Below are 26365 nucleotides of genomic sequence, written 5' to 3' on the forward strand. Positions count from 1 at the left end.
TTCTGTTCACCTCTTTCTGTCAGTTGACTGTCACGGTCATATACAACTTTTCCATGCTGTCATTCGGTTTCAGGGCGCAATCTACCGCGACGTCGCGTTTTCCGTTGCCCTGCTGGATGGTAATGTCCTCGGATTTAAAGTCGCTAATCGCATCAATGTCTTGATACTGTAATGCCAAACTGACCAAATCGGCTTTGAAAAGCTGACGACCGGTGTCGCTGTTCGTGATAAGTCCGATATACGATTCACCAAAGATGCGGGCAACGTCGTTCGCCCAATTGTCCAAGACACGGATCACGCGATTTGACGTCCAATCCTTGGATGCATTTTGGCTGAAAGTGGTCAGACTGTTAACGTCTGTCAGGACACGCGCTTTCCCGTAGTCTGCATAAAAAACGAACTCGCCAGCCTGGATCGCCGCTTCGAACTGGGACTTCGTATATTTAATGTCCACATCCACGGCATCGTCATAGGCGGTATTCGTCAAGCTTTCATTGATTTCCGCACCGGCGGACGCGCCAGTCACCCAGGCTACGGCCTTATCTCCGGTAATGGTGGTTCCGTCAGTCAGGATTACGCCATTTTTGATATTGATCAATCCCATGTGGTCGCCCTTATAGTCATACAGGACGCCAACGATCTTCTTTCCTTCATCGTCCCGAAGACGCTTAACAAATGCCGCATACAGGGACTTGATCGCTTCGTCTGTTCCAGGATAACCAATTACATTAAAGGTTTCGACTTCAAAACCGTTCAGAGCGGCCGTGTGGGCAGCTCCGTTGATGGTTCCGTTCGTTCCACCGGTCAGGGGCGTCGCGACGGCCGCATTCAGGGTGTCCACGCTCCCGAATGTGATGAAATCGTTTGCTTTTAAGCTGGCTGATCCGGACGCCTTGTCAACGGTTTGGGAATCCACAGCCATTCCGTCAAGATATGTTACGACGTCGACCTTCGTCGCATCATCGGCATTCGTCAAAATCGCGATACTGATCGCGTTCCCGCGTGTTCCGCCCCAAACGGCCGTCACGGTCATTCCGCCGACTTCGGCGCTGGCCTTCGTGCCGCCGGAATTGACGCGATAGATCAGAAGAGTCCTTGTGCGTTTCATGGCTTCACGGACCAGAAGAAGGTCCGGCGCCGTGGGATCATAGCCAAAGACATTCATAGAAGTCTTGTTGAAATCCTCGGCATATATAGAAAAGACCTTGTTCTCAGGCCCCCAGTTCAATTCCAGGGGAAGAGCAGCGACGCCACGCGCGCCCATTTTAGCCACACTCCCAAGAGCAACAAAATTGACATAGGCACCGGGTAGAATCTTGTTTTGTACGGTAAATGTTCCGCCGCCAATAGGCATGATTTACACCTTCCTTTCCAGAAAATCAATGACCAGGCTTTCAGCCTGGTCCTTTGTATAGAGCTTCCCGTCTTCCAGTACAACCATAATGGCATCCTTGGGAAGGCCCAACGTTTTACTTTTGACCAGTTGGCTTTTCGTAAATGTCGGTTCCGGCGATTGGCACGCCCCGGCCGGCTTCTTCGCCGGCTGTTTCATTTCCTGTGTCATTACTTCAAAACCTCCGATTGATTTAAAACTTCCATGAAGGGAACTTCCAACGGTGTCACAACAAAGAAAAAGTCCGCATCAAACATAAATTGAAAGACACGCGTGTTCGTATTCGGCCGGGCCTTTTGGTTTGTCAGACGGATTGTTCGCCTCTTGTCGCCAGTCTCCTTGACATCCAGGGTTTCAAAATGGTCATACATTTCTTCCGCCCAGTCGTTGAAGTCCATAGTGTCCTTCGATTTCAGGAAGTACAAAACTTCGATCTGGACGCTCCGTTTCCAGCGTCGGTCCAGGTGCTTTTCTTGTCCCGACTCAATGATCCCGACGAAGAACTGGCCATTGGAGTCCTTTGGGATTTCTCCGACGTAGACCTTCCGGCCGGGCCAGATTCCGGACAGCTTCTTCGCGACGGATTCCAGGATATTATTTAGCGTCACGTCGTCGCCTTCTTTCCTTCCAGGCGTTCACGAATCAATCGGTTCATTTTCCGATTCAGACGGGCAACCTGGGTATCTTTGGTTCGCTTTACCGCACGTCGAAGGGTAAAATGGCCCCTCACATATCCGTTCTTCGGCCCAACAAACATTCCGCCTTCCGGATCGTTTGGAATATGGACAAAGACATTCCCTTCCCAGTGTCCAGGAACAAAGTGACTTCGGAATCCATATTCAAGGGGTTTTGCATAGTCCAGGTTGTTGTAAACGCTGATTCTGTATGTCTGTCCTGTGCAAATAGCTCTTGTATCAGCATCAAAGTTTCGGCGATAGTCGCCAGTGTTGACAATATCAGGTGCGTCATTTTTGCAAATCAGTCGCGCCTGTTTCACGGCGTATACCCCTTCACCCACGATCAGTTCATCCATAATTTCGGGAATGTCCTTTTTCAAGGTTTCCAGCTGTATCCCAAAGGCATCCATGCTACGTCTGTCAATGCTCACGCCAGATCACCGTCCTTTACTCTGATTTCCTGGTGTGTGGCATACATGGCCGGCCGGCCGACGACCTCGAACATCAGAAGAAGCTGACTGGAAGGGTCATCGCGGCCAAACCGTTTCAGAATTACACTGTCGCCAGGAAGGACCAGAAGATCAGGCGCGGCGAAGATCACGGCGTCATATTCGACTTCGTTCTGTGCCTTCGTCTGATTGCTCTTGTCGCTTCCTGTGTACGACAGCGCGCAAATGATTTCACTGTATTTCACGACCAGGGCAGTCTTCGTGATGTTATTCGCCCCGGTCACAGGTTCAGTTCTGGACACGCTGGCGGTGTCTTCGTAAGTCATTTCGATCGCCGCGCGCTCGGCGGTGGGGTTTCCAACCATACGATCACCACCTTAATTTTCGGAAGTTGTTCAGGACGGTTCGCCATCCGAAGAAGTCCTGGCCGTCTGCGCCTAAGTTGAAGGTTGACGCCGATCCGGAAGCACCGGAAGCATTGGCAAAGGATGTCTGGACATCCCCGCGCTTTATAGACGAGACTGGGCCGACGGCCGCCTGGGTGGTCCCCAGGCCGGCGGCCTTGTAATAGCTGACGCACATGACGACCAGGACCTTTTCAAGCGGCGCCGGAAGCGTGTCCTGGTTGATATAGGCCAGGACCATTTCTTCGGTCGTCTGGACCACGAACAGAAGAAGGTCATCTTGGTCCGTCCCAGTGATCCCTAGAAGAGCCTTGACCTTCGACAAGCGGTCGTTCTGCGCCATAAGCACACAAAGGACTTCCGCGCGTTCAAGGTCTGTCAGGCCGTCCAGAGCAGAAAGAATCTGATCAAGCACGTTTCCACCACCTTTCAGTGACCTTCAAATTACTCGGTGGCTTTGTCCTGGATCAGCTTGACAATATCGGCCTTTGTGGCGCCGTCAGGAACCGCGATAGCGGCTTCCTGGGCAACTTTCAGAAGGTCGTCCTTGTTCAGCTTCGCAAGGGACTTTTCACCGCCTTGGGCGCCGTCAGGACCGTCACAGGGGGCGAAGTCGTCGCTTTTACAAAGCTGCTCTAGGACTATTTCGCTTCGGGGTTCCAGGATCACACCGGTTTGTTTATTCTTGAACTTCATGCCGGCCCCTCCTTTACGCACTGGGGTTGGAGTAAGTAAACACCAGGTCGGGGGTCAGGACCTTCGTCCCGTAGTCGTAGAACATAGAAATTCCATAGTCGTTCGACAGGGGAATCTTCTCCGGGTCCTTGTAGGGATAAATGACTGCAGGTTGTGCGATCGCGCCTTCAATCATAATGATCGCTTTCGCGTCCGTGGGAAGAAAGACGCTGGAATAGACGCGGACGCCGTGGAAGGTGGTGAAATCCTCGGCGGCGGTGTCCACGTTCGCGTTATGGACGGTCTTGTCCAGGTAGTCCCGCATATTCCCATAGAAGTTCGGGGACAGGATCAGGCGCATAATATTACGGGGAACGCCGCGAACATAGTCGTTCTTCACGGTTTCAAGGCTCTGGATCAGGGCTTCGGTGATCTTTCCGGCATCGGTTTCGGACGTGGTGAAGGCAGTCCCTTCGGTGAAGCCGGCCTGGAAGAAGGCAGTATCGAACTCAGCGGCCACGGTATCGACGTGATTGTCGGCGCGCCGGGCCATGATGTTTCCGACGCCGAAGGTATCCAGGTCAAACTTCGCAGCTTCCTCCACGATCTCGCGGTGGGTGTTCAGATTCACGGTAGTCGGAGGAACGGTCAGGGCGGTTCCCTTGCCGGCGGCTCTGGCGGTCCCGTACTCCTGGGACGCGCTATTCTTGAAGCGCCGATATTCGACGGAACCGCTGGCGGGGTTTCCGGTGTAGGATTGAGACTTCAGACCAGAAGACAGGGTTTCCTTTTGAATGTTTTGAATTACCAATCCGGACAGTTCGGACAGCTCGACCTTCGTCGAACCGGACTGGATCAGGCTAATAGCTTTCGTTCTTGCCATTGAATATCATTCCTTTCAGTGTATTGTGTGTAAGTGTTAGATCACGACAGGGCCGTCGACCTGTGCGACCGGTTCCTGTTTTGTGCCAGGGTCAGCGGGTTTCGCTCCCTTAATGTCGGGGGTCTTTCCCGGCTCCTGAGATTTGAACAGGTATGGCTTCGATTCCCGATAAGGTTTTAGAAGACCATCCAAGTTGGTTTTCAGGATGCCAGCTTCGTCAACTTCAATCTTGTCAATGTCCAGAAGAGAAATAATGTCAGCCGGATCGTGAGTCTTGTCAGCCAAGGCCATTCGAAGGGCTGTGTTCTTCTGGATTTTCGCGATCTCTTTCTGGTGGGTAGTCCGAAGGGTATCGATCGTTTCCTGGGCCGTCTTGACGTCGTCCGCGATCTTTGTGGGATCGCCAGATCCCCCGATTGCCTTTAATGCTTCAGCGGCCGCTTTCAGCGCATTTTCAGCGCTTGTTTTGCCGCTGTTGACACCGTTAAACTTATCGGCCGGGACAAAAGTTCCGTCGTTCCCGACGACCAAATCCACATCTTTCCCGTCTTTGCCCTTGCCTTTCAAGGCTGTTTCGACTTGGCTTGCCAGGTCTTCCCCCAGAATGGTTTTAATGCTCTCTGTGATCATGGTGACTCCTTTCTTCCGCTGTCTTTATCGTGACTTCCACACGCTTTGCGGTCCCACCTGTGCGCCGGGCAGGTGCGGCTAATTTAACAAGATAAAGATATAAAAAAGCAGCCTCCCTTACGGTAAGCTGCTTTCGTTTATAACATTTAATTTAGAGTGTGATACTTCCGTCCTGGTTTGTTGCAACATAGTGATTTAAATAGGTATTGACCATAGATGATTTTGTAGCTGCGGCGGATATCTTTCCAGCTTCTTTCGCAAATTTAATATTTGTTAAATCCCGACTATTCCACCCTGTTTCAAGAACAAAGCTCCTCAATTCATCTGGGGAGTTCTCAGATAAATAAGTAATGACAAATAGCCCTACTGTTGTTTTTTTCTTTTTATTGCCAATACCACTCATTCCACCCAGCACCATACCAGCTGGCCCAAATAGCAACCCTCCCGCGAGGCCACGACCGATAACATTTTTATCCTTTTCTATAAATTCTTGTTCACTTACAAATCCACACTCCACAATATTCATCAGAGGAATTCTATAACTTTGAATAACTTTATTTTTTCCGATAGCTTTCAGTTCAATCTGGCTGAGAATAAGATCGCACGAGTCTATTTCTAACTCGAACAACTCTTTACTTGGCCGCGTGGGAAGACCACTACGGTAAATCATGATTGCCTTCATAAAAGCTCCTCCTATTTTCCAGATTATAACCTATAAAAATAGTTTAGCGACGTTGATTTCATTACAATAAAGCTATAAATTATACATTTGTACCATATTTTTTACAGTTCTAACAACTGTCTTTTTTTAGTTTCAAATTCCTCTTGTGTAATAGCTCCCATATCCAAAAGATTTTTTAATTTCAGTATCTCATCTGCAGCGGAAGCTGTAGACTGTGGTGCATGACTTACTGCATTATTTCTTTGAGCATGCTCAACATATGTTTTAATCTCCAGTGCCGCCTGATACTTATCTTTTCCGCTAAAAACAATCGAATTATCATCTGTTGAAATATCCTGTATCGTTGCCTTCGTTCCAGTTGCACCCACAGTCTGAAAATAGATATATCCGTTCATCAATCCAGGCTTTTTAACCTGAACCGACACTACTTGTGAAAATGGAATTGTCTTTTCCCCTTTCATCATTGCTTTCGCATACTGAATATGTATCCCGTCTTCGTTTACCACCAAGTTTTTTAATCGACCTTTTAAAACAAGCTCCATACCGTCCTTCTCCTCTTAATAATTACTGTTAATGCGCATCAAAATTAATTCTAATGCTTTCTCCTTGAATGGACCATTCTGCAAAGGTGAAATATTCACCCCAGCGATCAAGTATTTGATCGTCACTCGTCATCCAATCCTTATGGAAAGACTCTGCATATTCGAGAGGCACTAACCAGCCTGAAAAGTCTTCACCTTCAAATTGATCTGTTTGTATTTCATGCCCTTCTCCACACGATACAAAAAACTTGGCTCCATGCTTTAATGCCTCCTTCTGTATTAGATCAAAAAACTGATCCTCTGGTGTCAATTTCAACCTTACAATCCCCCTTTCTCCTTTGCATTTTTGATCCTCAAATTGCTTGTTAATCCGTTTTTAATTATAGTAACAAATTTACCATTCTGCGCAACAACAACATCCTGCCCTTTTATAATAAAATCAGCTGGTCCAGCAGCTCTTTGACCATTAGGAAGTATTTCACCTAATCCTCGCCATGTTCCATGCACAATCTCATCTCTATTTAAGACTATATCTTGAATAATGGCTCTCATTTTCTCACGACTATTCGGGTCTGATGGATCCATTCCAAAATCCACAGTATGTTTTCCAATTTTTTTGCCAAACTGTTTTTCACTAATTTCTATTCCATTATTATAAACTTTGTCTTGAGATGATTCAAGCATTTTGTTGCTTTTTGTAACTGATTTTGACTCCGGTTTTGGCTCTCTTGTATCTTGAGTCTTTAACCATTCCTCGTATGTCATATTCTCCGGCATGGGATTTCCGGAATTGTACCAGTCCAAAGCATCGTCCGGATCATATTCAACCGTGGTCGATCGACAATTTGGGTGCAAGGGCGGATAGTTGACGCCCTCCTGGGCGTCTTCAAGTTTGAAATGCTCCCCGTCCAGAGACGCACAAACGTCGCTTGTTCGGCTGTCCAGCGTGGCGACGAACTCATATTCCTGAACGCCGGCGGCTCTGTATGCAGCTTTGTCCGCTTCGCTGTGGAAGTGGGCGGTTTCCGTCCGAATCAGACGTTCAGTCGTCTTGTAGGACTGTCCCATTTTGGCCGACATTTCTTTCGACATGGCTGCGACACTCTTTCCCTGCATGACACCTTGCGTAATCGTCTCTCGGAGGTGAAACATAAGAGCCTGTTTGTTTTGCCATAGGCGGTCCGAAAACATGGCCCCGGACCAGGGATACGACAAGACGTTTTCAATCATGCCTTCGTTCAGCTTCGCAAACTCGTTCAGGAAGCCGGCGCGGGACTGAATATCAAAAATCTTCTTGTAGTAGCCTTCCTGGAAGGCATCGCCGAACTCGGCCTTCATCTGGGCCACGCCCTTTTCAAACAAGTCATTCAGGATCAGGTCGATCTGTCCTTGCAAAGCTTCAAGACGGGAAATGGAACTGTTAGTGGATAGGGCGTCCAGTTGTACCGTCAGAAGGGCTTTAACGCGCGGGTCCGGCTCTCTGGCAATCTTCTCAACATAGTCGCCCAAGCTTGCCTTCCATTCGCGGAACTCCGAACGGGATAGAAGGCGGACGGCCTGTTCGTAGGTCAAGCCATGTTTTCCGGCGTACTTTGAATAGAAATCATTTATCTGGCGCCGAATTTCCTTCGCAGCAGTGTCGTATTCTTGAAACATTTTTGCTGACAGGCCAGCACCGCGAAGATAGGCTTCGTTCTCGCGTTGTATGGCACGCGCGATCCAGTATTCTTTATCCCTTCTCATTCAGGCCACCAGCCTTTCCAGGGACGCCTTTCTGGCCTTCCTGGGTCGTCTGCTGATCATTACCTGCTCCCAAGGAATCGTCAAACAAGCCGACACCAAAGTCCTCCATAGCTTTCTTTTTCTCGGCGTCCAATTGATCCAGTTCTTCATCGACATCCTTGACCCACGGATGATTTTGGAGGATTGTCCGTTTGGATAGAAGACCGTCACTGGTTCGGGCGTTGTTAATCACGTCGGTTTCGTTGACAGGAAGGTCCATATTAAAGATCACGTCAAAGTTGTCCTTCGTGAAATCGCCCTTTCCAGTAATCTGGAAGTAGACGTCAATGAACAGTTTCAGCCGATGGAAAGTATCTTTCAGTTCGGTTCCCAGGGAATCACAGTCGGCGTCAAGATCCATATACCGGAATCCGATCGCAGTTCCGCTGGCGTTCCCCAGGTTCGGGTCCTTTGTATCCACGGCCGACGCAAAGTCATACAGATCTCGGCGCTCATTATCCAGAAAGGCCATGACGGCGTCTATATTCAGATCGGCCTGTAACTTGTCAACGCCACCGTCGGCGTCAACCTTGATCGCCAGATACTCTTTCAATTCTTTCAAAAACTCGCCTAAATCTTGACCGCCATAGTTTTTTAGGACATAGATGAACTTCGCCACGTCCCGAAGGACATCAGCCGTTACGCTGTTCTGCCAGTTGATGTCGTCGATCAGGTCCTTCACAAAGTAGCACAGGGGAAGTTCTTCTTCGTTGTATTTTAGCCATGCGATCGGAACTTCTTCCCAGTTGTACGCCTTGTTTCCGACGGTAAAGTGTGGTTCCGTCCAGTCGTTTGATTCGTCGCCGTGGTCCTTGTCGACCTGGAAGTCTCCGGCGCCGGACCCGGCGAAGGTGTCGGTCTTAAAATACTTCACTCCGCCGGTCCACCAAAATTCGGCGTGTGTGATCGTGTGCTTCCTGGTCCCAATATAGATGATCTGGTCGTAGAAGCGAATGAAGGCGTCCAGCTTCGTTCGCTCTGAATCCCGCCACAGCGGGACGACCTCTGTCGACGGGACGCGCATGAAGGCCAGGGTCCCGTCGTCGTCGAAGTATGGTTGAATCCAGGCGATCCCGGACATGACCGCGCCTTTTCCCAGGCTCTTGATCTTCCGACGGAAGGTCTGGTCGAAGACCTCGTTCAGCGCGGCGCCGTAGGTTTCGCTTTCGGTGTCCACGGTCCAGGGCTTTGACAAAAGATAGTTCGCCTTCTGGTCGATCAGCTTTTTCAGTATTGGTCGTTCGATCTTAGCGTTCGAACGGTTGGCAACGTCGTTAGTTTTAGCTTGAACAGAAGAACGATTTCTGTAATACTGTTCGCCTTCCAGCATGATTTTATATTGCTCTGACCGTTTGAACTCCCGAATTTCTTCGCTGACGATCTGGGCCAAAGTCATAGGTACTTTTTCAGGATCGGACAGGAGCAGGTTGATCCGGTCCATGACGGACAGTTCCATTCGTGCTACCTCATTTCAAAACTGTGATAGAAGAACCGCGTCGTGGACGCTCTACTCCATAGCGAAGGGCCGCCATAGCGTCGTCCATGAACTCGACTGGTTCGTCGATATAAAGGCCCGTGGTCGGGTCTTTTTTCCATTTCCATTGTTGGACTTCCTTCAAGGTGTTCACACATGAAGGGTGAATATGAATTTTCCGGCCTTTCAAAAAATCAATCTGGGCCTTCACACTTCCAGGTTCTTTCTTCACGGGCCGGGCGCGAAAGCCAGCCTTCTGCCAAGTCTTGATCCGGTCCGGCTCGGCGCTGTCACAGAACATTTCCACGCACGGGTCAACCTGGGCCTTCCGGGCAAGTCCGATTATTTCTTCGGTGTCCTTCTCGAAGACGTACACTTCGGAAGTGACGTATATTTCTCCGTCCTTCCAGCCGATCCCCAGAATCGCGTCGGCATGATTATAGCCGAAGTCCTGGCCATAGTAGAAACCGTCAAAGAAGTCGCGGCCGGTCGGGAAATCATGTACTTCGAATTTCGTCAGGATCAAACCGCCAAGCTCACCCCATTCGCCCAAGCCATAGACGCGATACCCTTCCGGGTCTTCAACCTTCCGGCGCTCCATACGGCGGGAATAGGCCGGGTCTATGAACCGATTCGACTGATAGGTGGAATGGTGGGTCAGGACGTCCGGATCAGCCTTGTCGAAGTAACGGACCTTGATCCAGTGTGTCGCGCTGACCGGATTGAAGGTCATTGTGATCTGGTAATACAGATTCGGGTTCAGTTTGGACAGATCGCCACGAAGGCGGTCGTCCAGAATGTCAACGTCTTCGGGAAGAAGTTCTGTCGCTTCTTCACACCATATCCAGACCAGTTTTCCGTTCTTGAAGGTGATCGACTTCACCTTCTCCCGCTGGCGCTGATCCTTCACGCCTCGGAAGATGACTCTATTCCCGGTGATCTTACATTCCAAGGTCAAGGGGCTCAGGTTGACTTTCCAGAAGCGTTCGGCATAAGGGCCGAACATTCGGTAGATCGCGGCCTGTAACTCTGCAAAGGTGCTATCGCGATTGGTTTCCTCGATCTTCCTGACGACAAGAAGGTTCGCGCCGGTATAGCGGGGATCGGACAGCTTAGCGACATAATCCTGGGCGATATTCACAGACTTGCCAGAACCGGCAGACCCCTTCAAAATGCGATAGCGGCCGCGCCATTCGTTCACGGGGCGGAAGATCGGGTTAAACTGGGCGGCGGCTCTGAACTCAATCGTTGTCGCCATAGTCATAGTTGATCACCACCGTCACAGGCGCCACGCTTTCCTGATTGTCCTTTAACATCCCCAAGTGCTTTCCGCACAGTTCCAAGGCCTTCAACTTGTCAACCAAACGGATTTCGCGTTCTATGGCCTGTTCAATGATCGGTTCCCCGTCTTCGTCGAAGTCCTTGTGTGGGACATATTTGACCTTTATTCCGGCGATTGTGGCCAGGTCATCCTTGCTTGCGTCCGGCTTCACTTCCGCCGTGTTCAGATCTATCACCTGGGAAGGGTCGACGAAGGCGATCCGCCCCAGTTCCCGAAGGACGCGGTCGGCGTTGATCCCGGTCCGCTTCGACCTCTCGGCCATAGCACGGTCTATGCGCGCGCGGATTTCAGGTTTTTTCAGGTTTTCACTTCCGATTGATCCGGCGGATTCCGGAGAATATCCAGCTCGGATTGCCGCCTGCGTTGCATTTAAATCAACAAGGTATTCTTCAATAAATCGCTTTTGTTTTGCTTTTAATGCCATTGCTGGTCACCTCAATCCGGAGGCCGTCCTCTGCTTGCAGCAGCTCTCGCTTCATGGAGTTGCTGGCACAAATCTCCTCGCATACAAATGAGCTGCATGATGTAAGCGTTCACATCTTGGCGGCCGGTCTTCAGTTTCGATAATTTATCATCCATCAGTGCTATTTCAGCTTCATATTCTGCTATCACATTCCTGTAATCCACCGCAATGGCCCCTTTCAGGTAAACAAATAGCGCCCTGTAAAAACAGGGCGCCAGAGGAGAGGAAGAGCATGAAGAAGTTAAATATGTCTTTTTGACGTATCTTGACAATACTATTTTATAACAGTTTTTGACGCAAATGGGGCCAACCTTTATATTTCAAATAAATTTGCAGCTAAATTGATGAGAAACTTCTGGCGGCAGCGTTTCATGGTACGCAATGACATCGGCAGTTTTATGTGATTCATCGGAACATGGCTGAACAGATTTAATCTGATAAATTCCTTTTCTGTATCGTCCCTGGCAAAGCTCCATGCCAATTCAACAGCCTTGATAAGATCATCCAAATGGCGCTTTCGGGCAATCAACCGTTCCGCTTTGCGCGCTGTTTCGTCATCGCTGGTTCCGCCATGCGGCATTCCATCAGAGGGATTTTTGCCCGCCAGGATCACTTCTTCCTCTATCTCTTTTCTTCGCCTTAAAAGGTTATAATAGTCCTCCGCCGTCGCTTTACAACGTTTATAGATTCCCCGTTCCAGCTTTACACTTTTTTGCAACATGCCCCCTCCCGTTCCTTTATCGTAAGTAATCCAAAAAGAGCACGGCACCATTAAACTTGACGCGATAATGCTGTAGGTCTTCCGCTGTAACGTACTTTCTCCCAAAAAACTCCTTCATATCGCGCCACACCACCCACGGCACGAAAAAGAAGCGGTCACGGATTCCAACGCATACCGCTGCGATTGCGCCCATTCCCGCATGGTCTTCCAGCGCGTTCAGCTGCTCCTGCGTCAGAACGTTCCGATGCATGCGCTCTGTGGTTGTGTACTTGGCTTCAAACACAATGGACCGGCCGCCTGCCAGCGTCCCCTGATAGTCCGGTTCTGCGGCCGCAGTAAACCGGCCGGTGAAGAGTCCGCTTCCGTGCTTCTTCGTCACTCGGAACGGCTCCGGTATCTTGTCGATCTTTGCGCGCCGCTGTGCTTTGTATTGCTTACAGGCTGTTTTGATCTCGTCTTCAAAGAGATGCCCTTGCGCATTGTTAACCGTACCTTGCCATTGCTGTTGCATCTTTCGCGGATCGTTTTGCATTCTTTGACCTTCCTTTCTCAAATGGGCGCAGTTGAATCATCCTGTAGAACTGATATGGAATCCCCGTAACCGGCGAAATCCCGTTCTCTACAGAATTCGGATCTATGTAATAGCCCTTTATGGGCTTAGGTTCCTCACGCCATTCCCGGGCGTCCACTTCCTGTATCTTCTCTACCGGCTTGATAAGATTCCGGCTTCCGGACCACCGGTTCCCTGGGATGCTCTCTTCTCCGTTTGGCGACAGGTGAGACTGTCCCATGAGATACCAGGCAAGGGCAGAGTATTCTCCATTCGGATACAAGCCTGTAAACCGCATGGCTCCGTGCGGCCAACATGCTGCAACGATCCGGTAATCAAATGCAGGGATAATCACGTGATGATGGGGCGCGCCCTTTTTTCCATAGGCTGTTACCTGAATGTATTTAAACTCTACCCCTGCTCTTTTGAAGCGCCTGCGTACACGGTCCAGGAAATTCTCCACGTTCCGCTTCGCCCGCTGTGGATCCGGGCGCTCCTCCTTCCGGTAGGTACAGGTCAGAAAAAGATCCCCGGGGAAAAAGTTTGCATTGATCTGCCGGGTGAGCTTTCTCCACGCCATCTTCTCGTTGTATTTCTTCATCGCCTCCGGTGTGCGGCTTTCCCGGTTTCCCCGTGGGATGTTTCGGCCATACCGGGCGGAATAGCTCTTGTGTACTTCTATGGTGATTCCAGCTTTGCAGGTCTTCTTCAGGTACACCGCTCTTCCTCCCTCTCCCGGACATGCCCGTAATGTTAATACTTCAACCAAGGCAGAAAAGGCCCGGACTTTTGCCTGTTGGGATAATACCCAGGGAACAAATGGTGTACAATATATTTGCTCTGGATACTATCCGGGTAATGCTTCACCCATCGACGGCTGCCGGGCCTCATGTCGATGGGTGATTTTTATTTTTATTCATCTGTTGTCCGTCTTCATCGGTATAACATCATACCTGCAATGTGCGGACCACTTGTCCAAAAATGGACAGTCTTTATAGCAATGGTCCATACAAACCATGGCGCAAAGCATGGGACAATGGGACCAGACACGTACTTCGTTCACGGTCTTATCGCAGATGGGACAGACGGTATTGTCATACGGCGGCTTCATCACGAATCCCATTTGTTATATTTGTGCGCAGATGGCGTTATGTACATCTGGCAGATTGCCACCGCTGTCCTGGGTACAAAGGGCCGATAAGCTCCGTCCTGACCGCAGCTCTGGCAGGGATACGGCAGCGTGTCTCTACCCATCCCCGGCAAAATTGGATGATGTAGCCGGCAGGTCTCCTGCTTTGTGCAGCTATGGCATTGACAGTTCTCGCACGCTTCTTTCTGGCTGGTATATATTCGGTCTCTGTTCTCTTTCCTGGGCATGTTCCATCCTTCCTGCCTTAAAAAGGTTGTCCTATACAATTTCCCCTGGCTCCGCCCTCCGGGGTGCATATGGAAGCGGTTCTCCTGTTGTTTGGTTGCATCCGTGTTCTTTCAGCCATTCTCGGATCCTTCTTTCCGCGTCGGCATCCGCCATGCCGCGGTATGTATCCCAGATTGGCAAAGGATTTAACGACTCTATCGCATTTGTAAATTCCCATTTTCCGTCCGGTGTTCGTTGCAGGTCCCGGATAAATAGAAACCAGTCTCCACGCTGAGCTACTGCAAACTGACGCTGTCGGTATAAAAGGCGTATTTCTGTCTTCTCGTTTTGTTCCATCTCTCAGACCTCATGATGCAAAGTCAGGGTGTACAGTTCTCCCGCACATGTAAAGGAAACACTGGCCTGAGCGCCGTTATCATCGTCATAGGTATACGCATAGCAAGAATCCACCTTGCCGGCGGTATACCGCTTTTCCACGTTTTCTTTTAACCAAACCAATTCCTTTACCATTTCCAACGCCTTGACATCCTCGCTGTTTTGCTCTACACTTTGATTAGAAATGTTGTCGCATTTCATTTTGCCGCTCTGGGTGCTTCCAACGCCCGGAGCGGCTTCTTTTTTGCTCTTCTGCATCTTCTATTTCCCCTTTATGTAATCGTTTCTTCCCAGAAGCCAATCCACTTTTACATCCAAAATATCAGCCAGCGCCGCAAGTTCAAAATCCATAACATACCGGTGCTGCCCTTCCAATTTGGATAAACCGGATGTGTTCAGTTCTATGCCTTTGACCTGCATTTTTGCAAGTAAGACTCTTTGAGGCATGTTCACACGGCGGCGTGCTTCCGTAACACGGGCACCTACAATATTGCGGTTCCCCAATGGATATTCTCGCAATCTCAAGTCTTCGTCATCCTTTCTTTCTGCTGGCAGTTTTCCCTGCTTGCAAGTCCAGATCTGTTTGTAATGATCCCTGTGTCCAATGTACCCCTATGTAGTCCAGCACCCTACCCCACCCATATACTTCATTTGTAACTGGATCTTTCACACATCGGTGCATCCAAAAATTCCATTCTTTCGGGTTGTCTTCGTAGAGCCGGTCAAATCGATGCGGTCTCTTTTCGAGCTGGATTCCAAACCCGCACATGGAGCAGCCTGTCCTCTGTGCTCTTGTTGTGTAAAGCGTGCCATCTGCTTGGCATTCTATGGTGCCGTATACCTCTGGAACAGGTACATCCAGGTCAAGGGCAAGCTGCAACAGATCTTGGCGGTCAAATATCGCAAATGGCGCTGACCGTATCGCTGTCTTTCCAAAGTAGTTGCATCCATTCATCATGAGCGACTTTTGGCGGCGACCTCCTTCGGACGCCATGAGACCCAGATACGGTACACTGTTGTGTTCTTTCGCCCAGTCATCACATGGCTTCTCTTTGAGGTAATAGCAACACTTGGCGGATACTTTAAACGGCGCACATTGATATTGCACATCCTCCCGTTCATTTTCACCTCCTGCAAACAGTTCCAGCCATTTCTGAGCCATCTTCATCCGGGTGCCTGTCCGGTTTCCTCCGTATGCTCCGGTTTCTCCTGTGATGATTGCATGCCGGACTGTGGCATTCTTTGGAGATGGATTTTGTAGCAGCTCGATCTTCGACGCCGTTTCTTTAGACAGTACCGGGAACCCGCATTCCTGCAGAACTTGTGTTTTGCTCTTTAAAGGTTTCAGCGAGATGATTCCCAATGTTTTATGTATGGCCTGAATGCTCTTGTCCTCCAGGGTCGATACCGAAACCGCTGGAACATCTATCCCAATGGACCGCAAAAACAACAGCAAAGTAATGCTGTCCAGACCACCTACGGATACATGACAGTTCAGTCCTCGCTTGCCACACTCGTTGTAGAACTCCCATGCGCGTGTGTATGCATAGTTTATTTTTGCTTCATACGGTAGTTTCTGTTTTACCCGAAACGAAGCGATTTTCTCGTCTGTGTGATTCTCCTTCATTCTCTCCATACAACTTTTCATTTTTGTTTTTCTCGACCTCCATTCTGTGAATCTTTATCACGCAGCAACCCGCCAATCCCCATGGCCAGACTCTCTGCCGTCGCTAGGATCAGCACTTGCCAGATGGTCAACATACCGCTGTCCGACGCCATGGCTGTGAGAAATGCTCCGGTCAGGCCGGCAACAAACAGGATCACACCCAGCCTGCTGTGCTTTATGTATGGGCTGTCTTTGTTCATGGCTTGTCCTCCTTTCACTCGTCGCTGTACAGACAATCGTACTTTCCACCTCTATTTTCACGGATTTCTCTGGCCAACCGGTCAAGCGGCATGCCAAACAGCGCACGTACCAGCGTGTCCGGCGTAAGAGGTACAGCATCTTCATCAATCACTAATTTTCCCTTGATCTGATCCGGCATGGGATCGCCTCCTTTTTTATTTTGTAGGATGCTGTGACAGCCAAAACTAATCTGACAATTTCAAATTCAGATATTTTTACTACCTCCCCGCTGCCTTCGGGCGGCTTTTTCTATGCGGTTTTCTGTTTGTTTGCCCACTCCCACAATATTTGCAGAATGAGAGCATTTGTAGATACTCCCATGCATCTAGCTTCTTCCTTCAATTGGTGAAATGTTTTTTCAGGAATTCGGAATGTAAACCTCACTCTATCATCTTTTGTCATTTGTTTGACGTCACCTCCTTATTAATTGTATCATGTCATCTATTTGACGTCAATAGTCATATTTGCTTTTGTCTGCAATATTTGCTATTATTAAAACGTCAATTAGACGTCAAAAGGAGGTTCGTATATGTCTGCAAATGATGGTTTTACAAAGGAAACAGATAAAAGATTTACTCTGAGAATGGAAATTGATCTGTTTGAGCGCATTTCAACATCAGCAAAAGCGCATCGACGTTCCGTCGCCAAAGAGATTGAGCAAGCAGTCGAATTCTACTTGAATGCCAATGGAGAGTTTTGAGAATTCAGCCAGTCGTTTAAAATAAACATGATTAAATCTTTGGTTGGGTACCCTCGCCTATCTGCTTCCTGTCTGAGTGTCTTCAACAACTCAGCCGACAGGCGAATCGTTATCTGTTCTCTCTCCAATCCCTCACCTCCTCGCCGCTATCGAGAGCTAAAACGTGCACCTTTTCTACACATATAAAAATATTTGCTAAACCCATTGACAAATACTTTTATATGTGTTATTATAAGATTGTCAGGAGGGAACAACACATGAAAAGTTATTCTTCACGGGAGGTCATTAAAATGCTGAAAGCAGATGGTTGGTATGAAGTAAACGTGGTTGGAAGCCACCATCAATTTAAACATCCAACCAAAAAGGGACGGACAACAGTTAAACATCCTGACAAAGATATTCCCCGCCCAACGCTTGATCGCATTGAAGACCAGTCGGGGCTAAAGTTCAGATAGCCCCGACCCCCTCCCTGACAACTTTAATAAAGGAGGTTACTTCTGAATGAAAAAGCCTGAACGTTACTTTTATCCCGCAGTTTTCACTTATGAAGCTGGACAGGAGATCGCAGTTGTTTTCCCGGATTTGAACGCCGCCACCAGCGGGATCAATGACGACGACGCTTTAATCTCTGCTCGGGAACTGTTGGGCTGCGTCATGTATGGTCTGGAGGAAGACGGTGAAGAAATTCCTACTCCCACACCACTTACACAGGTACAGGCAAGAGAAAATGAACGCACGGCATTGATTGACGTTTATATGCCGTCAATCCGTTTAGCACAGGTAAACCGTTCCGTAAACCGTACTGTAACGCTCCCCGCATGGCTCAATGCCGCCGCTTTGGAAAAAGGCATGAACTTTTCCCAAGTATTACAGGACGCATTGCGGGAAAAGCTTAATGTCGGTTGATGTATTTCTTGTCTCAAATGTTATTGATTAACTATTCCGCCGCCCTTAACTGGGCGGCTTTTCTTATGTAGGCCTCTGATTGTCTTTTACTTCCGAACAAGCTTCTTCAAAAATATATTCAACTTCTTTTTCTGGAAAACATTTTTGTACAATTAAAAAGGCTTCGTTGAGTTTTAACGGAGATTCACGTGATAGCTTACGCCCCAAAGTTTCTCTCTTCATACCAATAGAATTTGCTATACTACCAATAGTTAATTGCTTTCTTCCCATTTCAGCCCTAAGATTTTCAAACGCTATTTTATTTGTAGCTGGCATTTTCAACCCTCCTTTCACTCATCGAGCGATTTATTGGTTTTATTATAACTCAACGAGCGAAAAAGTCAATATAAAATTTGAACTTTTTCTTGCATTGAGTGATTTCTGTGATATAATGCAAGAAAAGGAGGCTTTAATACATGAACAAACCAGTTCACGAAACTCTACGTGAAATAATGAATGAAAAGAATTTATCAATTGCCGAAACAGCCAGGATATGCAATTTGCCAGACTCAACAGTTAGAGGAATAATTACCAGGTTCCAAAAAAGTGTAGCCCTTGAAGTCGCATTTAAATTATCAAAAGGGTTAGGAGTCAGCTTAGAAAGATTAAACGGTGGAGAAGAACTAAAAAAATCCCCCGACCCGGAAGAACCGGAGACGGAGGATTTCGATGAAGAAGAATTTCAATTATTTTGCAAAGCGATGGTCACTCTTGGATACCTTCGTGAAGGTGAGGATTTTACCGACACTCAAGTTCAGGTCCTCGCTGGAATCATTCAGATTTTGGACGCTACTTTTCCGCGCTTCGCGGATGGACAATTGGATGAGGCTCGGACCGCTGGATGATGTATGCAGAAGCATATAAATTCTGCGTAAATTTTTCATATGTAACCCTCCCATTATCCAAATATTAATGCTTTAGTTACCAGCCATTTAAATAAACCATTGCCTCTTCCTCCTTATTTTGTATTGGAAGAGTACCGACCGGCCGCATCAATACAATCTTCCACCCAATATAACCTCTTTTAAGTAGCGTTTTGTGACAAGAAGCTTTAGAAATTTTATAAAAATTTCACATGTGAAACAAATCGACCATCTATTTTATTGTACAGAATAAATAAATACTTTTTATTCCGATAACAAAAAACCGCTTCACCCTGCGCCAACAGGATGAAGCGGCAAAGGAAATGCCTGACCTGGCGGTAACCAGATCAGGCATGAGAGACTGTTGGCGGGTAAGACCAACAGGCAGTAATAACGAAACATGCTTATTATACCTGCTTGGCTTTTCGTCGTCAATGATTGGAGGACAAAAAATGAGCTTTTACGGTCCAGCATCCAAACCGCTTCGGGCTGCGGCATATGCCCGTTACAGCACAAACCGACAGACGGAAAACAGCATAGAGTACCAATTTAATAAAATAAAAGAATATTGCCATCAAAACCGGATACAGGTGGTCTCTTACTACAGCGATGAAGGACAGAGCGGAACCAACATGGACCGTGCTGGCTTCATAGATATGGTCGCGGCGGCGGCTCGGGGTGAATTCGACGCCGTTGTCATCTACGACATCAGCCGCGGCTCCCGTGACGTCGGTGACTGGTTCGCCTTCCGAAAGCAGATGGCCCGGCTTGGCGTGCAGGTGATCTCTGCTACACAAGAACTGGGAGACGTGACAAATCCAAATGATTTCCTCGTGGAGCTGATCACGGTCGGATTAGGTGAGCACCAGGTACTTGACACGCGGGTCAAATCCATTGCCGGAACCACCGTGCGCGCAAAAAAAGGCCTATTCTGCGGCGGCGTCCCACCGCTTGGATACGATATTGTGGATGGTAAATACATCATCAACAACGCAGAGGCTGCCGCTGTCCGAAAAATATTTGAACTGTACGCCGCTGGAAAAGGCTACAGCGCGATCTTAGAGGCTGTAAAAGGCATAAATGGTAAACGGGGTAGTGCTTTAGGCAAAAACAGCTTATCAAGCATCCTGCGCAACGAGAGATACATAGGCGTATACACATGGCTCAAGCGCCGCTGTAAGCTGATGAGAAAATGGGCCGGTGGAACTCCGAACCCCGATGCAGTACGAATAGAAGGGGTTATCCCACCAATCATCGATGAAAAAACTTGGAACGAGGTGCAAAAAAGAATGAGCGATAACAAGAGACGCGCCAGCAACAAAGCAAAACAGGAATACTTGCTTTCTGGTCTAATTGAGTGTGAAGCCTGCGGCAGTACCTACGTTGGCCACTGCTCCACCAACTCAAAAGGATACCAAACCAGAAGCTATATTTGCGGCAACAAATACCGTACACACACCTGTACAGTAAAAAATATCAGTGCCAACGAAATTGAAGCTTTTGTGATTCAGCAATTGCAGGCGTTCTTGCTTGAGACTGACTTTGCGGAGACTTCCAGGAAAATTGCCGATCAAGTGAATTCTGCCAGCCCTGATCTGACCGCGGAGCGGCGTGAACTGAACGGTGTCATCGCCAAAATCAGCAACGGCACAAAAGCGATTTTATCCGGCATCAACTACCCGGAATTGCAAGATGAAATGGACAAGCTTCGCCTGCGTAAGTCTGAGCTGGAGGATATTATTTGGCGCACGCAATCCAATCGCCAACCCGTCAGCGGCGATAAAATAGAAAAGCTGCTCAATGAGGCGCTGGAAACCTTACCGGCAGATCCACGCGCCGCCATCAAGCAGCTTGTAACAAAAATATACGCCCACGTCGACGGTTCATTCACCGTAAACGTAGGCGTACATATAGCTGGTTGCGGAGGTCTGCAACCAGTGGCGACCACTACTGATTTATAGAGACTCGCTAAAAGATTACGTACAATATCTTTCCGCGTGCGCTTAGATTTCTATATAATTAATTTAAAGAATATATTCCCAGCCTACAATCCCCTTTTTGTGTGATAAGATTTTAAAATCTTGTCATATAAAGGGGATTTTTTATGTGGATATTATTGGTAGGTCCATCAGATGATAATAAAAAACACACCCAGAAAATTATCGAAGTACACAATAAATACAAGCAGTCACTTATCAGGGCGGCTTATAAGATGCTTGGGAATCGGCAGGATGCCGAAGATGCTGCAATGGCCGGTATGCAAAAATTTATAGAGAGGGCGGACGAGATATATGCAGACCCAGCAAACGCCGACGAGTCCTTTATCCGTCATAAAATATTTGATTACACCCACGATGCGGCCCGGCTTATTTATAAAAAAAGAAAACGCCATCCGGAAATAATCTCTCTCGACGACTGCGATGATATACAAGAGATCAGGCCCGAGGGTTTTAACGAGTGGATCATCGATATAAGCATATTGTTTAACAATTTGCCGGAACGCTACCGGGATGCTTTGGAGCTTACATATATCAAGCAAAAAGACGATGACGAGATCGCAGAACGCCTGCATACTACCCCTGCCAATGTAAGACATTTGCGGTCACGAGGGATTGAGAAATTAAAAAATTATGTACGTATACATAATTTGAATCCTGATGATATTGTTTAGGAGGCGAACAAATGGATTTCACAGAAGAGCAATGGGGAAATATTATTAACCGGATAGTTGAGGTCAATTCCGCTGCGCTTATGATGGGCGCGGAGGATATAAAATATCCGCACCTAAAAAAAGAGCAGCAAGCCTTTGATATGGCCTTACATAGATATGATCAATCATATAAACCGCATATAATTGCGGCTCGGGTTGGCAAGCGCGTCGCAATTGCTCTTATCGCCGCCCTCCTTGCAGCCGCAATGACAATTATGACAGTATCCGCTGCACGTGAGTGGTTTATTGACTTAATTGGAGGCATTTGGCCGGGCGAACATGTTACCGCTGGCATGCTACCGGAGGACGAGCTACCAAAATTTGCGGTATACTCTCCCGCGTACATGCCAGACGGATATGAATTAGCGGAACGAGATGTAAATGATCTGCACCGTTTGGCGCACCAAACATATTACCGTGGCGGGGATGAAAAACTAGAGATAAAAATAAGTCATTACCAAAGAGGCAACCTAAAGTATGATCATTCCGGCGATGAGGTCGGATATGTCTACATTAACGGGGACAAATCCACTTATAGCCGTAAAGGTGAGCGCCAAATGCTGGGCTGGTCTGACGGATTAAATTTTTACCGAGTAACGTGCTATGATCCGGATGTGAGCAAGGACGATCTGATCAAAATTGCGGAGAGTCTCGCCCCGGAGCCAGTGGGTGAACAATAATCTTTTGGTTATCCTCTTTGCCCGCCGGGCATAATACCCGTAGATTGGCGGTGATACTATCATGGCCCTGTCAGAGCAAGAATTAAAAGAACTTTTGCAAAAACACAAGGATGAGATAATAGACGACAGCCTCAAAAATTTGCCCCCGGACAAAGACCTAAAAAAGATGTACCCGGTACCTGATGATTTTGATACTAAAATATTAAAGCTGCTCTCAGATGCTGCGGATATGCGCAAAAATAAAAAATCCCCCTGACAGGCCGTTATGGCTTATCGGGGGGATTTTCTTCATCTACATATTCCATTAGATCGCCAGGCTGACACTGCAAAACCCGACATAATTTATTTATTGTCTTCGCGTCCAGACCGCCGGTGTGCCTTCGCAATGCGGTTAATGTACCCTGCCCAATCAGTTTTTCATCTCTTATGCGGGTTGCACTGTATCCTTTATCCTTTAAGAGCATAAATAGTTTATCGTATTTAATCACTTGATCACCTCTATATTATCTTATCAAATGTTCAGCACAAAATCAAGTGCATTTTGTACACTTTAAAGCACTTAACTTTGTGCCATACGTCAATTGCTTCGCACAAAGTTAAGTGCTATAATATAGATAGACCAAAAGAGAAACGGAGGAATCAAAAATGAAAGGAAATATAATCAGTCTCAGCACAGATCGCATTCCGTCCTCATACCGCTTTGTCAAAGTAATTGGAGAAGATGGCGCGTTTTACGATTTATCCCCTCTTCGCGAGGTAAAAAAGCACATTGCGAGGTTGACGAATAAAGGATATTCGGCCTCCGTAGTTAAACGGAACAGCGTCCCGCCGTGTATCTTCCGCGACTTTAGCTGTAGCTTAGGCACGTATTCAGAGTGCCGATTAAACAATGGCACCAATTTTTATTTTAATTAACAGGAGGGAACCAAAATGAAAGAAATCAAAACAGTCACCATCTACCGCTGTACATCTGAGTCACGGTGTCAGTTCGGAAGGCAGGATGCTTTTACCCTGGATGAGCCGCAGAATATCAGCCGCATCTGGTACGACCCGGAAGAATATATCCTCCCCGATGGCTTTGAGGTCGCGGAGTGTGTTGACGGCAGTAGTGCCATCTACAACACCGCCGGAGAGCACTGCATTTTAACCGCTGGCTACAACAACCAGCCGGTTTTGATCGACACAACTGGCATCCACGCAATTAAAAATGCCGCTGCCCTGCGGGAACAGGACAACGGCGAAGCGGCCGGCAAGTAAACACACAAAACCGGGCCGTGTTTATTATAGCACGGCCCGGCCTATGGAGGCAAGAATATGCGCAAAAAAGCAGCTATCTACATAAGGGTATCGACGCTTGATCAAGCGCGGGAGGGGTATTCTCTGTCGGCACAAGAAAGGGCTCTGCGAAAATGGTGCGAGGATCACGGGTATGGTGTCTATTTTGTTTATGCCGATGAAGGAATTAGCGGAAAGGATATAGAGCATCGTCCTGGTATGAAGCGGCTCTTAAAAGACATTGAAAATAAATGTTTTAATCTTGTCGTAGTTTGGTCTTTGAGCCGGTTTACCCGTTCCGTAGCTGATCTCTATGATACACTGGGCGTGCTGCAAAAATGTAGTATAACTTTCGTCAGCTTGACCGAGTCGTTTGATACGGGCACCGCAATGGGCCGAGCGATGGTGGGGGTCTGCGGTGTGTTCGCCCAACTAGAACGGGAATTGACAGCAGAGCGCGTAAGCGCCGCAATGGGAGAACGCGCCGCACAGGGTAAACGAACATGCCACGATGTTTTAGGCTACGATCTTGACGGAAAAGACAGCCTCAGAATTAATGAACGCGAGGCCGAACGAGTGCGGTACGTATTCAAAAAATATCTTGAATACAAAAACCTATCCGCCGTGGCCGAACTTTGCAGGCTCAAAGGGTATACGGGCAAACGCGGTAAAGTTCAAACCGCTGAGAGTGTTCGCAAAATATTGACCCGTCCGATATATGCGGGGTATAACAGTTACCGTGGAAAAATATACAAAGGAAATCACCCCGCGATTATTAGCGTTGAATCGTATAATAAAGTACAACACATACTAGGGAAATCAGTCGCCGGAAGGCGCTTACAACGTCCGTATGAAAAACTAAACACCAAAATATAAAAAACAAAAGCCCCCTAACCTGCATTTTGGAAAAAACAGGTTGGGGGGCTCTTTTTGTCTCCGGGATAGATGGAGACAGTTATATTATACTCCCGTCGAGTCACAGATCGCTACAGGTAATTTGTGGCATTTGCTTATGTACACTGTGTTTCACGCGGTCGCACACTTCCGCACGTTTTGCGTCATTGAACCGCTCGACCGTACCTACCAAGTATCCGGTAATCCTGCGTATTCGGTCAAACGGCACACCTTTTCCGACCATCCCGTGATCGTCTACGCGTGGGTTCATGGCGCTACCTCTTGTCCGGTCGTAACGATGTTGTAGGCTGTGCGATAAGCTGTTAGCTCATTGCTTTCATTTTCAATCGGAATATCGGTCTCCTTGTACATTCGTCCGCTGCTCAGAGGATCGATAGCCTCCGAATACCGTGCGCCGTCGCGCTCAATATAGCAGCTGATGGTTGAGTACGTGCGATCGTACTGCTTTCCATCAATGGCGATAGTCTCTGTCTTGATCATGTTGTACCTCCACAGATCTCTGGATAATCTTCAATGGCGCGGAATTTAGAACTAAACGTGCCCCAATTTGTAGCTGATTTATACCTATCCAATAAGTCGCTAGGAACATAAATGTATCCACCACTTGACCGTATAGGAGTATTTGTAAATGCGTTAGAATTAACAAGTTTGCATAAGCTTTTTGATCTAAAAATAAAAATATTGCAAACCTTACACCCGTAAAATGCATACTCGCTTATTTCCTGTGCTTCATGAAAATCTATTTCTGCAAGGGCAACACACTGACGAAATGCAGATTTTCCAACGTTCAGCGCTACAGAAAAACGAGCCGTAGCAAGTTTTTCACAACCATAAAAAGCACTTTCGCCAACGTTTTCCGCTATGCTGTTAATATTTTCAACACTCCTATTAATTATCGCATCTGCAATTCCACTATCTCCGCCGCTGGCCTGCATGGTTCCCGTCACCAGTCCCGCAGTAGTGATCGCCTTTTTACCGGCTGCAATGTCAGCGGCGGTTGCGTCAGCTTGACTTTTCGCCGTCTGCCAGCCGGATATGGCCGTGTCGATCTCCGCGCCGGTGTACGCAAGTGGATAAGCGTCCCCGTCGACGCCCCCAACGCCGCCTGGCCCAGCGGCACGTGTTGTGTTGTTACTCATTCCAGTTGCCTCCCTAAGTCCAGCAGCCATCCCAGCGCCGCATCAATCTCCGTATCTGTGTAATTCAGCAGATAATCCTTTTTGTCGGCGGTGTGCAGCTCCATGCCGTCGCTGTCCGCGAGGATGTACCCCATGTACTCCATCAGCACGCCGTATTCTTCCGCGCCGATGGTAATTTGATACTGTGTCCCGGCATTTACTATCTGCGGTTCGATTTTTGCGGATATGATTTTAACGGACATCCAGCATCACCCGTACCTTCCGCGTTTCTGGCGGTATCTCGTAAGTAATTTCCAGCGTGTATGCGCCCACCTGCTGCGGCTCTACAAGCACGCCGATGCGCCCGCCGTCCACTTCACACGTTCCGGTTTGCTCGATTGTGCCCTCGATGTTCCGCTTCAGATTCCAAACCGCGCGAGGAACAACTACCGGGCCGGCCGGCCGGCTGCGCACCTCCAGGTCCACATATTTGTCCTCTCCGAGTATCCAGTCCATCTTATACGTTGGCGACACACGCGCACCCCCTTTTCAAGACCGCGACGTACCGGTCGTCTATCAAGGCGATTCCTGTGCGATCCGGCAGTAGCACCACTTGATATGGATCGTTCGCCAGATGGATGCAGACCAGACGGCTGTCCACCATATAGAGCATCCCCGTCCAGTAGGTTTGTTCACCAATAGCGTTTTCGGCCCATATCTCACATGCATATTGACCATCTTCAAGGTCTGCGGGGACTGACGCCTGCCATTCCCCGCTTTTTCCCAAATCAAACGTGAGGTCGAACGCATCTGCCCGCCCCCACATCCTCACC

At 48.2% G+C, this 26365-nt stretch carries 42 protein-coding genes and 1 pseudogene; 10 read left to right on the plus strand and 33 right to left on the minus strand.

The features are described 5' to 3' along the window. Positions 1-19: 19 nt before the first annotated feature. From BN2106_RS10835 to BN2106_RS16955, 25 genes are all read right to left on the minus strand, one after another. Positions 20-1264 (minus strand): phage tail sheath family protein, encoded by a 1245-nt coding sequence (locus tag BN2106_RS10835; RefSeq protein WP_242846313.1) that lies wholly within the window; start codon positions 1262-1264, stop codon positions 20-22. A gap of 93 nt (positions 1265-1357) precedes the next feature. Beyond that, a complete protein-coding gene (locus BN2106_RS10840; protein WP_050698612.1) occupies positions 1358-1564 on the minus strand; it encodes a hypothetical protein in 207 nt (68 codons plus the stop codon). Continuing rightward, positions 1564-2001: a phage tail terminator family protein gene (locus BN2106_RS10845; RefSeq protein WP_050698613.1), complete on the minus strand. Its 438-nt coding sequence runs from the start codon at positions 1999-2001 to the stop codon at positions 1564-1566. The genes BN2106_RS10840 and BN2106_RS10845 overlap by 1 nt, the downstream gene beginning before the upstream one ends. Beyond that, positions 1998-2501 carry an HK97 gp10 family phage protein gene (locus BN2106_RS10850; RefSeq protein WP_050698614.1) on the minus strand — a complete coding sequence of 168 codons (504 nt, stop codon included), beginning with the start codon at positions 2499-2501 and terminating at the stop codon, positions 1998-2000. The genes BN2106_RS10845 and BN2106_RS10850 overlap by 4 nt, the downstream gene beginning before the upstream one ends. After that, positions 2498-2845, minus strand: coding sequence for a hypothetical protein (locus tag BN2106_RS10855; RefSeq protein WP_154666503.1), 348 nt, complete (start codon positions 2843-2845; stop codon positions 2498-2500). Before BN2106_RS10855 ends, BN2106_RS10850 begins: the two co-directional genes overlap by 4 nt. A gap of 43 nt (positions 2846-2888) precedes the next feature. Continuing rightward, a complete protein-coding gene (locus BN2106_RS10860) occupies positions 2889-3338 on the minus strand; it encodes a phage head-tail connector protein (RefSeq protein ID WP_050698616.1) in 450 nt (149 codons plus the stop codon). 29 nt (positions 3339-3367) lie between these two features. After that, a complete protein-coding gene (locus BN2106_RS10865; RefSeq protein WP_050698617.1) occupies positions 3368-3619 on the minus strand; it encodes a hypothetical protein in 252 nt (83 codons plus the stop codon). Positions 3620-3632: 13 nt separating this feature from the next. Further along, positions 3633-4481, minus strand: a complete 849-nt coding sequence (locus tag BN2106_RS10870; RefSeq protein ID WP_050698618.1) for a hypothetical protein — start codon at positions 4479-4481, stop codon at positions 3633-3635. 36 nt (positions 4482-4517) lie between these two features. Next, positions 4518-5111, minus strand: a complete 594-nt coding sequence (locus BN2106_RS10875; protein ID WP_050698619.1) for a phage scaffolding protein — start codon at positions 5109-5111, stop codon at positions 4518-4520. 151 nt (positions 5112-5262) lie between these two features. Then, positions 5263-5793: a hypothetical protein gene (locus BN2106_RS10880; protein ID WP_050698620.1), complete on the minus strand. Its 531-nt coding sequence runs from the start codon at positions 5791-5793 to the stop codon at positions 5263-5265. A gap of 101 nt (positions 5794-5894) precedes the next feature. Beyond that, positions 5895-6335, minus strand: coding sequence for an SHOCT domain-containing protein (locus BN2106_RS10885; RefSeq protein ID WP_050698621.1), 441 nt, complete (start codon positions 6333-6335; stop codon positions 5895-5897). A gap of 28 nt (positions 6336-6363) precedes the next feature. Further along, the gene (locus BN2106_RS10890; protein WP_050698622.1) at positions 6364-6651 is read right to left on the minus strand and encodes a hypothetical protein; all 288 of its coding nucleotides are present in this window, start codon (positions 6649-6651) and stop codon (positions 6364-6366) included. 2 nt (positions 6652-6653) lie between these two features. After that, positions 6654-8078: a minor capsid protein gene (locus tag BN2106_RS10895; protein WP_050698623.1), complete on the minus strand. Its 1425-nt coding sequence runs from the start codon at positions 8076-8078 to the stop codon at positions 6654-6656. Beyond that, positions 8065-9573, minus strand: coding sequence for a phage portal protein (locus tag BN2106_RS10900; RefSeq protein WP_082236473.1), 1509 nt, complete (start codon positions 9571-9573; stop codon positions 8065-8067). Before BN2106_RS10900 ends, BN2106_RS10895 begins: the two co-directional genes overlap by 14 nt. A 10-nt stretch (positions 9574-9583) precedes the next feature. Further along, positions 9584-10849, minus strand: coding sequence for a PBSX family phage terminase large subunit (locus tag BN2106_RS10905; RefSeq protein WP_242846314.1), 1266 nt, complete (start codon positions 10847-10849; stop codon positions 9584-9586). Next, positions 10833-11357, minus strand: a complete 525-nt coding sequence (locus BN2106_RS10910; protein WP_050698625.1) for a terminase small subunit — start codon at positions 11355-11357, stop codon at positions 10833-10835. Before BN2106_RS10910 ends, BN2106_RS10905 begins: the two co-directional genes overlap by 17 nt. A 352-nt stretch (positions 11358-11709) precedes the next feature. Beyond that, a complete protein-coding gene (locus BN2106_RS10920) occupies positions 11710-12114 on the minus strand; it encodes a hypothetical protein (RefSeq protein WP_154666504.1) in 405 nt (134 codons plus the stop codon). Positions 12115-12133: 19 nt separating this feature from the next. Continuing rightward, the gene (locus BN2106_RS10925; RefSeq protein WP_050698628.1) at positions 12134-12649 is read right to left on the minus strand and encodes a Holliday junction resolvase RecU; all 516 of its coding nucleotides are present in this window, start codon (positions 12647-12649) and stop codon (positions 12134-12136) included. Next, positions 12600-13385: a rolling circle replication-associated protein gene (locus BN2106_RS10930; RefSeq protein WP_050698629.1), complete on the minus strand. Its 786-nt coding sequence runs from the start codon at positions 13383-13385 to the stop codon at positions 12600-12602. The genes BN2106_RS10925 and BN2106_RS10930 overlap by 50 nt, the downstream gene beginning before the upstream one ends. Positions 13386-14384: 999 nt before the next feature. Beyond that, on the minus strand, positions 14385-14678 hold the full coding sequence (locus BN2106_RS10940; protein WP_050698631.1) for a hypothetical protein: 294 nt from the start codon (positions 14676-14678) through the stop codon (positions 14385-14387). Positions 14679-14681: 3 nt separating this feature from the next. Beyond that, positions 14682-14945, minus strand: coding sequence for a helix-turn-helix domain-containing protein (locus tag BN2106_RS10945; RefSeq protein WP_050698632.1), 264 nt, complete (start codon positions 14943-14945; stop codon positions 14682-14684). A 7-nt stretch (positions 14946-14952) separates the two neighbouring features. After that, a complete protein-coding gene (locus tag BN2106_RS10950; protein ID WP_407921733.1) occupies positions 14953-16047 on the minus strand; it encodes a hypothetical protein in 1095 nt (364 codons plus the stop codon). A gap of 17 nt (positions 16048-16064) precedes the next feature. Next, entirely contained in the window at positions 16065-16286 is a 222-nt protein-coding gene (locus BN2106_RS10955) for a hypothetical protein (protein ID WP_050698633.1), read from the minus strand. A gap of 14 nt (positions 16287-16300) precedes the next feature. Further along, on the minus strand, positions 16301-16465 hold the full coding sequence (locus tag BN2106_RS16195) for a hypothetical protein (protein WP_154666506.1): 165 nt from the start codon (positions 16463-16465) through the stop codon (positions 16301-16303). 110 nt (positions 16466-16575) lie between these two features. After that, positions 16576-16728 carry an Arc family DNA-binding protein gene (locus BN2106_RS16955; protein WP_154666507.1) on the minus strand — a complete coding sequence of 51 codons (153 nt, stop codon included), beginning with the start codon at positions 16726-16728 and terminating at the stop codon, positions 16576-16578. 127 nt (positions 16729-16855) lie between these two features. Here BN2106_RS16955 and BN2106_RS15820 point away from each other — a divergent pair, with 127 nt between their 5' ends. The 3 genes from BN2106_RS15820 to BN2106_RS10965 all read left to right on the plus strand — a co-directional run bounded on the left by BN2106_RS15820 (position 16856) and on the right by BN2106_RS10965 (position 17932). Continuing rightward, positions 16856-17026, plus strand: coding sequence for an Arc family DNA-binding protein (locus BN2106_RS15820; protein ID WP_082236474.1), 171 nt, complete (start codon positions 16856-16858; stop codon positions 17024-17026). 257 nt (positions 17027-17283) lie between these two features. Then, entirely contained in the window at positions 17284-17481 is a 198-nt protein-coding gene (locus BN2106_RS10960) for a type II toxin-antitoxin system HicA family toxin (RefSeq protein WP_050698634.1), read from the plus strand. A 46-nt stretch (positions 17482-17527) separates the two neighbouring features. Next, positions 17528-17932: a type II toxin-antitoxin system HicB family antitoxin gene (locus tag BN2106_RS10965; protein WP_050698635.1), complete on the plus strand. Its 405-nt coding sequence runs from the start codon at positions 17528-17530 to the stop codon at positions 17930-17932. 63 nt (positions 17933-17995) lie between these two features. Here BN2106_RS10965 and BN2106_RS10970 read toward each other — a convergent pair whose 3' ends face one another. Next, entirely contained in the window at positions 17996-18247 is a 252-nt protein-coding gene (locus BN2106_RS10970) for a hypothetical protein (RefSeq protein ID WP_050698636.1), read from the minus strand. Positions 18248-18387: 140 nt separating this feature from the next. Here BN2106_RS10970 and BN2106_RS10975 point away from each other — a divergent pair, with 140 nt between their 5' ends. From BN2106_RS10975 to BN2106_RS10995, 5 genes are all read left to right on the plus strand, one after another. Further along, positions 18388-18816, plus strand: coding sequence for a helix-turn-helix domain-containing protein (locus BN2106_RS10975; RefSeq protein ID WP_050698637.1), 429 nt, complete (start codon positions 18388-18390; stop codon positions 18814-18816). A 470-nt stretch (positions 18817-19286) separates the two neighbouring features. Further along, a complete protein-coding gene (locus BN2106_RS10980) occupies positions 19287-20795 on the plus strand; it encodes a recombinase family protein (protein WP_050698638.1) in 1509 nt (502 codons plus the stop codon). Positions 20796-20938: 143 nt separating this feature from the next. After that, a complete protein-coding gene (locus BN2106_RS10985) occupies positions 20939-21505 on the plus strand; it encodes a sigma-70 family RNA polymerase sigma factor (RefSeq protein ID WP_050698639.1) in 567 nt (188 codons plus the stop codon). 11 nt (positions 21506-21516) lie between these two features. Further along, positions 21517-22224, plus strand: coding sequence for a DUF4367 domain-containing protein (locus BN2106_RS10990; RefSeq protein WP_050698640.1), 708 nt, complete (start codon positions 21517-21519; stop codon positions 22222-22224). A 61-nt stretch (positions 22225-22285) separates the two neighbouring features. Further along, positions 22286-22480 (plus strand): hypothetical protein, encoded by a 195-nt coding sequence (locus tag BN2106_RS10995; RefSeq protein WP_050698641.1) that lies wholly within the window; start codon positions 22286-22288, stop codon positions 22478-22480. Between the two features lie 7 nt (positions 22481-22487). On the opposite strand, the gene BN2106_RS11000 is transcribed toward BN2106_RS10995, so the two are convergent. After that, on the minus strand, positions 22488-22712 hold the full coding sequence (locus tag BN2106_RS11000) for a helix-turn-helix domain-containing protein (RefSeq protein WP_242846315.1): 225 nt from the start codon (positions 22710-22712) through the stop codon (positions 22488-22490). A gap of 442 nt (positions 22713-23154) precedes the next feature. Here BN2106_RS11000 and BN2106_RS11005 point away from each other — a divergent pair, with 442 nt between their 5' ends. Together BN2106_RS11005 and BN2106_RS11010 are read left to right on the plus strand one after the other, a co-directional pair. After that, complete coding sequence (locus BN2106_RS11005) at positions 23155-23481, plus strand: hypothetical protein (protein ID WP_050698642.1); 327 nt, start codon at positions 23155-23157, stop codon at positions 23479-23481. A 57-nt stretch (positions 23482-23538) separates the two neighbouring features. Continuing rightward, positions 23539-24375 (plus strand): recombinase family protein, encoded by an 837-nt coding sequence (locus BN2106_RS11010; protein ID WP_050698643.1) that lies wholly within the window; start codon positions 23539-23541, stop codon positions 24373-24375. A gap of 100 nt (positions 24376-24475) precedes the next feature. Here the strand turns inward: BN2106_RS11010 and nrdD are convergent. From nrdD to BN2106_RS11040, 6 genes and pseudogenes are all read right to left on the minus strand, one after another. Beyond that, a pseudogene (nrdD, locus tag BN2106_RS11015) lies at positions 24476-24625 on the minus strand (anaerobic ribonucleoside-triphosphate reductase); the annotation flags it as partial. A gap of 35 nt (positions 24626-24660) precedes the next feature. Continuing rightward, positions 24661-24894 carry a hypothetical protein gene (locus BN2106_RS11020; RefSeq protein WP_050698645.1) on the minus strand — a complete coding sequence of 78 codons (234 nt, stop codon included), beginning with the start codon at positions 24892-24894 and terminating at the stop codon, positions 24661-24663. Further along, positions 24891-25553, minus strand: coding sequence for a leucine-rich repeat protein (locus BN2106_RS11025; RefSeq protein ID WP_050698646.1), 663 nt, complete (start codon positions 25551-25553; stop codon positions 24891-24893). Before BN2106_RS11025 ends, BN2106_RS11020 begins: the two co-directional genes overlap by 4 nt. Further along, entirely contained in the window at positions 25550-25795 is a 246-nt protein-coding gene (locus BN2106_RS11030) for a hypothetical protein (protein ID WP_050698647.1), read from the minus strand. The genes BN2106_RS11025 and BN2106_RS11030 overlap by 4 nt, the downstream gene beginning before the upstream one ends. Then, positions 25785-26066 carry a hypothetical protein gene (locus tag BN2106_RS11035; RefSeq protein ID WP_154666508.1) on the minus strand — a complete coding sequence of 94 codons (282 nt, stop codon included), beginning with the start codon at positions 26064-26066 and terminating at the stop codon, positions 25785-25787. Before BN2106_RS11035 ends, BN2106_RS11030 begins: the two co-directional genes overlap by 11 nt. Continuing rightward, the gene (locus BN2106_RS11040) at positions 26050-26358 is read right to left on the minus strand and encodes a PF13754 domain-containing protein (protein WP_242846344.1); all 309 of its coding nucleotides are present in this window, start codon (positions 26356-26358) and stop codon (positions 26050-26052) included. The genes BN2106_RS11035 and BN2106_RS11040 overlap by 17 nt, the downstream gene beginning before the upstream one ends. Positions 26359-26365 lie beyond the last annotated feature (7 nt).

The organism is Anaeromassilibacillus senegalensis, assembly GCF_001261775.1.
Lineage (GTDB): Bacteria > Bacillota > Clostridia > Oscillospirales > Acutalibacteraceae > Anaeromassilibacillus > Anaeromassilibacillus senegalensis.